Source organism: Azospirillum himalayense, from assembly GCF_042657465.1.
Lineage (GTDB): Bacteria > Pseudomonadota > Alphaproteobacteria > Azospirillales > Azospirillaceae > Azospirillum > Azospirillum himalayense.
This window is the reverse complement of record NZ_JBHSLC010000060.1, coordinates 19,543-29,546: the sequence shown is the minus strand read 5'-3', so window position 1 is coordinate 29,546 and position 10,004 is coordinate 19,543. Positions and strand designations below refer to the sequence as shown.

10 protein-coding genes are annotated in these 10,004 nt (G+C 70.3%); 4 read left to right on the top strand and 6 right to left on the bottom strand.

Annotated elements, in window-relative coordinates:
* The coding region (locus ACFPMG_RS23490; RefSeq protein WP_376997642.1) for a Bax inhibitor-1 family protein at positions 1-137 on the top strand (137 nt) is incomplete at its 5' end.
* A gap of 65 nt (positions 138-202) precedes the next feature.
* Positions 203-784, top strand: coding sequence for a DUF2076 domain-containing protein (locus ACFPMG_RS23485; RefSeq protein ID WP_376997641.1), 582 nt, complete (start codon positions 203-205; stop codon positions 782-784).
* Positions 785-828: 44 nt separating this feature from the next.
* Here the strand turns inward: ACFPMG_RS23485 and ACFPMG_RS23480 are convergent, their stop codons facing one another.
* Complete coding sequence (locus ACFPMG_RS23480; RefSeq protein ID WP_376997640.1) at positions 829-1,179, bottom strand: hypothetical protein; 351 nt, start codon at positions 1,177-1,179, stop codon at positions 829-831.
* Between the two features lie 118 nt (positions 1,180-1,297).
* Here ACFPMG_RS23480 and ACFPMG_RS23475 point away from each other — a divergent pair, with 118 nt between their 5' ends.
* On the top strand, positions 1,298-2,074 hold the full coding sequence (locus ACFPMG_RS23475; protein WP_376997638.1) for a TerC family protein: 777 nt from the start codon (positions 1,298-1,300) through the stop codon (positions 2,072-2,074).
* A gap of 217 nt (positions 2,075-2,291) precedes the next feature.
* Here the strand turns inward: ACFPMG_RS23475 and ACFPMG_RS23470 are convergent, their stop codons facing one another.
* From ACFPMG_RS23470 to ACFPMG_RS23450, 5 genes are all read right to left on the bottom strand, one after another.
* The gene (locus ACFPMG_RS23470) at positions 2,292-3,986 is read right to left on the bottom strand and encodes a tetratricopeptide repeat protein (protein WP_376997637.1); all 1,695 of its coding nucleotides are present in this window, start codon (positions 3,984-3,986) and stop codon (positions 2,292-2,294) included.
* A 190-nt stretch (positions 3,987-4,176) separates the two neighbouring features.
* On the bottom strand, positions 4,177-5,172 hold the full coding sequence (locus tag ACFPMG_RS23465; RefSeq protein WP_376997636.1) for a phosphotransferase family protein: 996 nt from the start codon (positions 5,170-5,172) through the stop codon (positions 4,177-4,179).
* Positions 5,169-5,705, bottom strand: coding sequence for a molybdenum cofactor biosynthesis protein B (gene moaB / locus ACFPMG_RS23460; RefSeq protein ID WP_376997635.1), 537 nt, complete (start codon positions 5,703-5,705; stop codon positions 5,169-5,171). Before moaB ends, ACFPMG_RS23465 begins: the two co-directional genes overlap by 4 nt.
* A complete protein-coding gene (locus tag ACFPMG_RS23455; RefSeq protein WP_376997634.1) occupies positions 5,692-7,662 on the bottom strand; it encodes a lytic transglycosylase domain-containing protein in 1,971 nt (656 codons plus the stop codon). The genes moaB and ACFPMG_RS23455 overlap by 14 nt, the downstream gene beginning before the upstream one ends.
* Before the next feature lie 469 nt (positions 7,663-8,131).
* Positions 8,132-8,992, bottom strand: coding sequence for a uracil-DNA glycosylase (locus ACFPMG_RS23450; protein WP_376997633.1), 861 nt, complete (start codon positions 8,990-8,992; stop codon positions 8,132-8,134).
* Between the two features lie 145 nt (positions 8,993-9,137).
* On the opposite strand from ACFPMG_RS23450, the gene ACFPMG_RS23445 reads away from it, so the two are divergent.
* Positions 9,138-10,004 (top strand): NAD(P)/FAD-dependent oxidoreductase (locus ACFPMG_RS23445; RefSeq protein ID WP_376997632.1); only part of this gene is annotated, 867 nt, incomplete at its 3' end.

Sequence of the window (10,004 nt, the reverse complement as noted above, 5' to 3'; positions counted from 1 at the left end):
TCAAGGAGGAGTACGCCGAGGGCTACGGCCACGAGGGCAACACCAAGCTCGCCGTCATGGGCGCCCTCTCCCTCTACCTCAACTTCATCAACCTCTTCCAAATGCTCCTCCAGCTCATGGGCAACCGCAACGAGTAGAGGTCGGCACGGAGAGTCTCCGGTCGCTCCACATTCCTCCAGCCATCGAGAGCACGACCGCAATCATGGACCAGACCGAACGCCAGATCATTGACGACCTCTTCGCCAAGCTGCGCCAAGCCGAGGCCCAGTCCGGCCCCCGCGACCCGCAGGCCGAAGCCCACATCCGCGACACCATCGCCCGCCAGCCGGCGGCGCCCTACCTCATGGCCCAGGCCATCGTCATGCTGGAGCAGGCGCTCGCCGCCTCGCAGAACCAGAACCAGGAGTTGGAGCGGCAGCTTCAGGAACGCCCGGCGGCCGGCGGCGGTGGCCTGTTCGGCGGCCTGTTCGGCGGCGCCAAGCCGGACCCGGCGCCGCAGCGTCCCGGCGCCTCGCCATGGGGGCAGGCGCCCGGTGCCACTCCGGCGTACGGCGACCCGCGCGTCGCGGCCTATGCCCAGCAGCCGCAACGGGCCGGCGGAGGCTTCATGGCCGGCGCCATGCAGACCGCCATGGGGGTGGCCGGCGGCATGCTGATCGGCAGCGCACTGTCCAGCGCCTTTTCCGGCGGAGAGGCGAGCGCCGCGGAACCGGAGGCGCCCGCGGAACCCGAAGCGTCGGCGTGGGATGACGATCCCGGCTTCGGTGAGGACGAGGAACTCTGAGCCATGGCCGGGACCCGGCTCTTTGCCACGCCGGTTCCCGGCCTTCAGCCCTCCGGCGACCGGGCGAAGCGTCGGCCGAGGCGCCTTGCGCATCGGGCGAGCGGCCAGATGGCCAGGGCTTGCAGGACCGAGCCCGCCGCTCCCGTGGTGCAGCCGGACAGGACGCCGGCATGCGCGACACCCAGCAACGCCATGACCGCCCCCTCCGCCACGCCGACCGCCGCGGCGGCAAGCAGAAGGCGCTGCCGCCGGGCGACGAGCACCGCCAGCGCGGCGACCGCCACGCCCGTGACCGGATTGGCGACCGCGCCGGTGAGCGCGCCGACATGCTCGATGAGGGGGCCGAATGCGTCCTGACGGTCCATCGCCGGTTCCTGGCTGGAAGCCTCAGGCATATGGGGACCCGCCGGGTGGATCGCGCGTCACCAATGGGGTGATGCGCGGGATCTTGCCCGTCGACCGCCGCCGGACGCGCCACCCGCTTCAATCACCCCGACCGAAGGATATCCGCAGATGGACGGCTTGCTGGCTCTGGCCGCCGATCCCGCCGCCTGGGCCGCGCTCGCGACGCTGATCGCGATGGAGGTCGTGCTGGGGATCGACAACCTGATCTTCATCTCGATCCTGACCAACAAGCTGCCCGAACACCAGCGCGAGCGGGCCCGGCGGATCGGCATCGGTGCGGCCATGCTGCTGCGCCTTGGTCTGCTCGGTTTCGTCGCCGTCATCGTGCAGTTGACCGAACCGGTCATCAGCATCTTCGGCAAAGGCTTGTCCTGGCGCGACCTGATCCTGATCGCCGGTGGTCTCTTCCTGGTCTGGAAGGCGACGAAGGAGATCCACCACAACGTCGATCCCGACCCCAACCCCGACCTGTTCGACACCCGGGCGCCGACGGTGGGTTTCGCGGCGGTCATCGGCCAGATCCTGGTGCTCGACCTCGTGTTCTCCATCGACAGCATCATCACCGCCGTGGGAATGACCGAGCATGTCGCCATCATGGTGATCGCCGTCGTGGTCACCGTCGCCGTCATGCTGTTGGCGGCCACGCCCTTGGCGAACTTCATCAACGCCAACCCGACGGTGGTGATGCTGGCGCTTGGCTTCCTGTTGCTGATCGGCACAACCCTCATCGCCGAAGGCTTCGGGGCGCATGTTCCCAAGGGCTACATCTATGCCGCGATGGCCTTCTCCGCCTTGATCGAGGGGCTTAACCTGCTGTCCAGGCGGGCCAGACGGAAGCGTAACCCCCCGACCCCGACCCAGGCTTCGGAGCAGTCGGCCAAGTGACGGCTGTGCCCGAAGAACCCGTTTCGCGCGTCGGGCGACGTGTTCTTCGACAGGACGGAGCAGGCGGCGTCGAAGACCTGGGTCGGGGTCGAAGACCTGGGTCGGGACGGTGTACGCCACCGCTTCGTTCTCGCCCCACCCGTCGTCGGCCAGCATCCGCGTCTCCCGCCCCGATCCCTTACACGGCGAAGGGATCAAGGGGCGGAGGCGGCGGACGTTATTGAACCTTGGGCGTGGCGGCCTCGGCGGCCTTGGGATCGATCAGGCCCTTGTCCAGCTTGGCCCGGATGTCCTCCTTCTGCGGCTCCTCCTCCGCGGTGCGGAGCGCGCGGGTCCATTGGAAGCGGGCCTCGTTGCGGCGCCCGACGCGCCAGTAGGCGTCGCCCAGATGGTCGTTGATGGTGGCGTCGGTCGGCTTCAGCTCCACCGCGCGCTCCAGCTTCTCCACCGCCCCTTCGAAATCGCCGGTGCGGTAGAGCGCCCAGCCCAGGCTGTCGACGATGTAGCCGTCCTTGGGGCGCAGGGCGACGGCCTTCTCGATCATCCCCTTGGCCTCCTCCAGGTTCAGCCCGCGGTCGACGTAGCTGTAGCCCAGATAGTTCAGCAGGAAGGCCTCGTCCGGCTTCAGAGCCAGCGCCGCCCGCAGGTCGCGCTCGGCGTCCGGCCAGCGGTCCACCTTGTCGTAGGACATGGCGCGGGCGTAGAGCACCGCCCAATGCCGCTCCTCCGGCGTGCCGATGCGCTCCAGCGCCTTGCTGTAGCTGTCGGCGGCCTCGCCATAACGCTTGGCGACGCGGTACAGGTCGCCCAGCCGGATCAGCGCGTCGGTGCGCTCCGGACGCTCGGCGGACAGAGAGGAGAAAGCGGCGATGGCGTCGTCGGTGCGCTCCAGCCGGGCGAGGCTCTCGGCGGCGCGCAGCCGCGCGGTCCAGCCCAGCACCGGGTCCTTTTCCAGCGCCTGGAACTCGACCAGCGCGTCGGCGTGGTGGTCGCGGTTTTCCATGATGTCGCCGATCATCAGCCGCGCCAGCGACAGGTCGGGGCGCAGATGAAGAGCGATCCGCCCGAACAGCAGGGCGGTTTCCTCCGCCCCCTCGTGATGGATGGCGCTGCCCAGGTCGAACAGGGCCTCGGCCAGCCCCTGCTTGGCGTCGGACACCACCGGGGCGGCGGCCTTGCCCTCGTCCAGCGCCTTCAGCGCCGGCTCGACCATCAGGCTGTCGGGATTGCCGGCGCGGAAGGATTCGTACAGCTTGCGCGCCTCGTCCTTGCGGCCGGTGCGCTCGTAGAAGCTACCGACGATCTGGATGACGCGCAGCGGCGTCTCCTTGTCGAGCACGCGGGCGAAGCGCTCCGCGGCGGCGTCCTTGCGCCCGCCCAATTCCAGCAACAGACCGGCGTGAAGGTCGTGCAAAGCGGCGAAGCCGCTGGCGGCGGAGAGCGGCTCCAGCGCCTTCAGCGCCGCGTCGGTCTTGCCTTCCGCGGCGGCCAGCCAAGCGTCGATCAGCGGCCCGATGTATTTCGCCATGCCCTCCTTGGGCATGCGCGCGGCCATGGCCTTGGCTTCCTTCAGCTTGCCGCGGGCGAGGTTGTCGGAGGCCAGCAGGGCGATGGCCATCTGCGGGTCGTTGTCCTGCTCCAGCAGCCGCTTGGCGAGGTCGATGGCGGCGTCGAACTGCCCCTCGCCCAGCTTCAGCAGGTAGGTGCGGCGCAGCAGCGTCAGGTCGCCGGGGTCGGCGGACAGGGCGTGCGCCATGAACAGGGCGGCGGCCGCCCAATCGTCCTGGCGCTGGGCGAAGCGCCCGGCCAGATAGCTGCCGGTCGCCGAGGTCAGCGACGGGCGTTCCGTCGTCGCCGGGGCCGCGGCGACGGCGTTGCCGGCCGGCAGGAGGCCCGCCGTGGAAAGGAGCAAGGCACCGAGCGCCGTCCGACCCAACCGGGTCCGCCCAAATCGGAATGTCATCATGCCGCGTCCACCTGCACGCCTACGGAGTCCGGATCAGGAAAGCCTGAAACTCGATTCCTCAGTCTAACACCAACCGCTGGCAAGGGTTAACCACGCTGCGGCCCGAACCATCGCATGTCTCGGCCGCCCTTCGCCTTCAACGCCATTCGGCGGCGACCCGCCCGATGATCTCCGGACGCAGGACGTCGATCGCGTGGGCGTCCATGTGGGCCGCCAGCGAGTTCGGCATGTCCGGCGACAGGGCCGCCCCCTCCACCCGCCAGCGGGCCATCCAGGACAAGGTGCGCAGCCAGGTCAGCCGGCGCAAGGGCTGGCGCCACGGGCGCACCGCCTCGGCCAGCGCGGGCGGCACCGCCGCTTCCCAGACTTCGTGGAACGCCGCGACCTCGTCCGGAGCCAGCACCGCCGCGACCTCCCGCTCCCACATGGTGGAGGTGTAGAGGCTGGCGTGGGCGAGGTCGATGGCCGGGTGGCCGTACTGGGCCTTCTCCAGATCGGTGAACCACGCCTTGCCGGCGGCGTCGATCAGGAAGTTGCCGGGGTGGACGTCGCTGCCGACCAGCGTGACAGGGAGTGGCGCCGTACCGCGGAAAGCGCGGGCGGCCTCCAGCTCCGTGCCAAGCCGGGCCAGGGCGTCCGGCGCCAGCCCGGCGCGTTCGAACCACACTGCCTGCCGCTCCACCTGGGCCAGGGTCGCCGCCACCGGGTCGACGGGGGCGGGCAGGGGGGCACGCTCGTCGTCCGGCGGCAGGGGCAGGGCGTGCAGGGCGGCGAGCGCCCGCGCGATGGCCGGCATGTCGTCCGGCAGGCGCGGCGGGCGCCCGACGATCTCCGTCACCACCAGCGCGCCCATGGGCAGCTCCGGCCCCGGCGGCAGGACGGCGGCCAGCTCCGGCGTGTGGCCGCTGGGCGCGGCGCGGCGGAAGGCGGCGGCCTGCTGCTCCAGGTTGGCGAGGGGGTCGAGGCCGAGCTGGCTCCAGCGCGGGACGCGGGCGACCAGGCCCTTCCCAACCAACCGGACATGGTCATGCGCCACGCCCCGGCGCGGCATCGGCTCCAGCGCCCCGGAGGGCAGGCCGGCGAAGGCCGGCAGCCGCGTCAGGGCGCCGTGAAGACCGGTGGTGCCGGTCACACCTGATGCTCGCGCAGGCGCGGCATCAGTTCGACGAGGTTGCAGGGACGATGCCGGTTGTCGAGCTGGAAGACCAGGATGTCGTCCCATGCATCGCGGCAGGCGCTGGGCGAACCCGGCAGGGCGAAGATGTAAGTGCCATTGGCGACCCCGCCGGTCGCCCGGCTCTGGATCGTCGAGGTGCCGACCTTGGCGTAGCTGAGCTGGCGGAACAGCTCCCCGAATCCGGGGATCGGCTTGTCGAACAGGGCCTCCACCGCCTCCGGCGTCACGTCGCGGCCGGTCACGCCGGTGCCGCCGGTGGTCAGCACCACATCGATCTCCGGATCGGCGATCCAGGCCTGGACCTGGGCGCGAATCGCGGCGATGTCATCCTTCACGATGGCGCGGGCGCCCAGCCGGTGGCCGGCGCCGGTCAGCCGCTCCACCAAGGCATCGCCCGAGCGGTCGTCGGCGAGCGTGCGCGTGTCGGACACAGTCATGACGGCGATGTTGACGGGCAGGAACGGGCGGGATTCGTCAATTTTCGGCATCGGAGGATTCGGCGTGTTGCGCGACCTGGGTGGACCGGGCCGCCGGGAAGACGTCCACCGGCATATAGACCGGCCAGCCGCCCGCCGCAACGGCGTCCAGCGATTCGATTTCCTGCCCCAGCCGCAGCCGGTAGATCCAGAAGTTGGCGACGACCTTCTCGACGTAGTTCCGCGTCTCGGCGTAGGGCAGGCTCTCGATGAAGAGCAGCGGGTCGTCGCCGATGTCCGACAACTCCCGGCGCCAGCGCGCCAGCGTGCCCGGGCCGGCGTTGTAGGCGGCGGCCAGCAGGAACAGGTTGTTGCCGATGTCCTGGCTGTTCAGAAGCTCCGCCATGTAGCGCTGCCCGAGTTCCATGTTGGTGGAAGGGTCGAACAGGCCCGCGCGGGCGGCGTCGGCCTCGCCGATGTCGGCGTTGCGCTCCTGCACGTGCTGGGCGGTGGCCGGCATGATCTGCATCAGGCCGGTGGCCCCGGCGGAGCTGACCAGCTTCGGGTCGAAGCGCGATTCCTGCCGCATCACCGCGAAGACCAGCGCGCGGTCCACGGCGAAGCCGTCGCGCGGCTTCCAGTGCGGCACCGGGTAGAGGGCCGCCGTGTAGGGCGCACCGTCCGGCCCGGCGACCGCGTTGCCGACCTGCAGCGCCAGCCCCGGCAGCCCGGCGCGATCGGCCAGCGCCACCAGCGCCTGCTCGGCCAGCGCGTCGCCGCGCGGGTGGATGCGGCGCAGTTCCAACTCCGCCGCCTCGCGCTGGCCGGCCTGGATCAGGGCGATGGCGCGGGTGCCGCCGGGCAGGGCGGACAGCGCCTTCAGATGCTCCCCGGTCAGTTCCGGCGTGCGCCAGTCGAGGCCGCCCGAGCCGCCCAGCTTGCGGTGGGCGAGCAGGCCGTAGAAGGTGTGCGGGTAGCGCGCCGCGGCGGCGAGATGGGTGCGGGCCTGCTCCTCGCGGCCCCGGCGGGCGTGGGCGCGGGCGGCCCAGAAGCCGGCGGCGGAGGCCAGCCACGGCGATTGCGGGCCGGCCTCGGCCAGATTGGTGAAGTGGCGGGCCGCGCGGTCATATTGCTTCAGCCGCCAGGCGGCGAGGCCGGCGATCCAATGCGCCTCCGTCAGGGCCGGGCCGGAGCGGGCGGCGCTGGCCGAGGCCAGCGACAGCGCCTGCGTCACGTCGCCGGAATAATAGAGCGAGGCGGCGATGCGCGCCCGCGCTTGGTCGTACTGCACCGAATCGAGGCTGCGCCCGAAGTCGTCCTGATTGAGCAGGGCCAGCGCCGCCCCCGGCTTGCCGGCGCGCAGCAGATCCGTCACGCGGGACGGGGTGGTGTGGTTGGAGCGGCTGGCGGTGCGGCTGCGCGGGGCGACGGTGAGCTTGGCCTTGTCCTCGGCGGCCTCGGCGCTCTTGTCCGGATCGCTCTGCTCCTCGTCGGAGACGGCCTCCGGCAGCGGTTCGGGGCGCAGGCCGCCCAGCCGCTCCAGCGATCCGGTCAGCCGTTCCCCGTCGCCGGCGCGCGGCGGCTTCAGGGCGCGCTGCTGGCCGGCGGGGGCGCGGCGCTGGGCCAGGGCGTGGATGCGCTCGGCGCCCGGCAGGTCGCCGTAGCGCTGGAGCCAGCCGGCCAGCTCGTCGTAGCTGGCCTTGCGGTCGGGGTGCAGATAGCGCTGGCGCAGCACATGGCCCATCAGGCGGCGGTCGTGCAGCAGGCGGATTTCCCAGTCGGCGCCTTCCCACTCGCCGCGGTCCTGGAGCGCGAAGATGCGCCGGTAATGGCGGGCGTCCTCTTCCGTCAATTGGACGGCGCGCGCGTCGGCGTCCGTCGCCAGAAGCAGGGTCTGCTCGGCACGATCAAATCCCGGAGGGACGACGGGGCGTCCATCCGGGGCGTGAATCACAAGGCCGGCCTGGGCCGGGCGATAGCCGCCCGTCGGGTCGGGTGCCGCGCACAGCGCCAGCGCCACCCCCGCCATTCCCAGGACCTTCCGCCGCAGCGAGACGGTGTTTGCTGCGCTGCACAATATCCGGAACATGTTATTCGAATAACCGCAGTGGAGGGGAATCGCAAGAAGATGATTCTCCAACAGCGGTCAAGGCTGTCTGTTCGCAAGGGTTTTCAGCGACTTAGTGGAGGCGGAAAAATGGCCCTAGCCCGGTGGGAAGACCCTTTTGGCGCAAGGTCATGGGTCTTTCTGTGCCGTTTGGCACAACGGCATAGCGGCGACTTGGTAAACCACTCCGATCTTTCGAAGTACTTGGGCAATGTTTGGAATGTCTATGGATCTCGAATGTTCGAAGGAGCGCGGAAGAAAAGGCGCAATAAGAGAAACATTTTAGGAAATGGGCGGCGTTAACCATCGCTGTGGTGTTTGCCCCCCACCCCGGCCCTCCCCTGCGCAGCGGGGGAGGGCCGGGGTGGGGAAAAACGACGATTGCGGTGAATCAGCCCGGAAAGCGCTGGCGCAGGGTCAGCAGGTCGCGCCATGCCTCGCGCTTGGCGATGGGGTTGCGCAGCAGATAGGCCGGGTGCAGCATCGGCAGGACCGGAACCGGGCCGGACAGGCCGGGGGAGGCGTAGTCGAACCAGCGGCCGCGCAGGCGGGTGATGCCCTCCGCCCGGTTGAGCAAGGTCTTGGCGGAGGTGCCGCCCAGCGGCACCAGCACCTTCGGCCCGATCAGCTCGACATGCCGTTCCAGGAAAGGCAGGCAGGCGGCGATCTCCGCCTGGGTCGGCGACCGGTTGCCGGGCGGGCGCCAGGGCAGGATGTTGCTGATGTAGACCGTGCTGCGGTCGAGTCCCACCTGGGCCAGCATGCGGTCGAGCAGCTTGCCGCTGACCCCGACGAAGGGCTTGCCCTGCCGGTCCTCGTCCTCGCCCGGCGCCTCGCCGATCAGCATGATGTCCGCGGCGGGGTTGCCGTCGGCGAAGACCGTGTTCATTGCCGTCGCCTTCAGCGGGCAGCCGTCGAAGGCGCGCAACGCCGACTCCAGTTCCTCCAGGCTGCGCGCCTCGGCGGCGCGGGCGCGGGCGCTCGCCCCGGCCTCGCTGGCGCCCAGCGGCAAGTCCGCCGTCATGGGCGCACCGAACATCGACGCGCCGGAGGGACCCCCGAACGCCGACTGCGACACCGGCGCGGGGCGTGCCGCAGCGGGCGGCAGCGCCGATGCGCCGGCCGGCGCACGCGCCACCGCCGGCCGGGCGGCCAGCGTCGCCCAGTCCAGGGGCTCGTCCCCGATGGCCTCGTCACACCCGATGTCGACGTGCCAGCGCAGGGCGGCGAGGATGTCGGATTGGTCAATCATCGTTTGACCTTACCACGGCTCCTGTGGTCTTACATGGGCTTAGATATCCTTTTTGGCGGGTGCGAAAGGCATACGCCGTTCCGAAAGCCGCCGGACCCTGCGGAAATGGCCCCGGCGCTTCAATCAACCGGGAGGCATGGGGACCATGGATCGCGATCCGCGCGAGGTGATGGAGTACGACGTCCTTGTCGTCGGAGCCGGCCCGTCGGGCCTGAGCGCGGCCATCCGCCTGAAACAGCTCGCCAACGAGGCCGGGCAGGAGCTGTCGGTCTGCGTCGTGGAGAAGGGCTCGGAGGTCGGCGCCCACCTGCTCTCCGGCGCGGTGTTCGAGCCGCACGCGCTCGACGAGCTGATCCCCGACTGGAAGGAGAAGGGCGCGCCGCTAACCACCCCGGCCCGCGAGGACCGCTTCCTCTTCCTCACCGAGACCAAGGCCTACAAGTCGCCCTTCGCCCCGCCGCAGATGCACAATCACGGCAACTACATCATCAGCCTCGGCAACCTCGCCCGCTGGATGGCCGGGCAGGCCGAGGAGCTGGGTGTGGAGATCTACCCCGGCTTCGCCGCGGCGGAGGTGCTTTACGACGACAGAGGTGCGGTCAAGGGTGTGGCCACCGGCGACATGGGCATCGGCAAGGACGGAGAGCGGACCGCCAACTACACGCCGGGCATGGAGCTGCACGCCAAGCAGACCATTTTCGCCGAGGGCTGCCGCGGCTCGCTGACCAAGACGCTGTTCGAGCGCTTCGACCTGCGCCGTGACGCCGACCCGCAGACCTACGGCATCGGCATCAAGGAGCTGTGGGAGGTCGATCCCGCCAAGTCGCAGCCCGGCCTGATCGTCCACACCATCGGCTGGCCGATGGACCCCAAGACCTACGGCGGCTCCTGGCTCTACCACATGGAGGGCAACCTGGTGTCGGTCGGCTTCGTGGTCGGGCTTGACTACGAAAACCCGCACCTGTCGCCGTTCGAGGAGTTCCAGCGCTACAAGACCCACCCGGCGATCCGC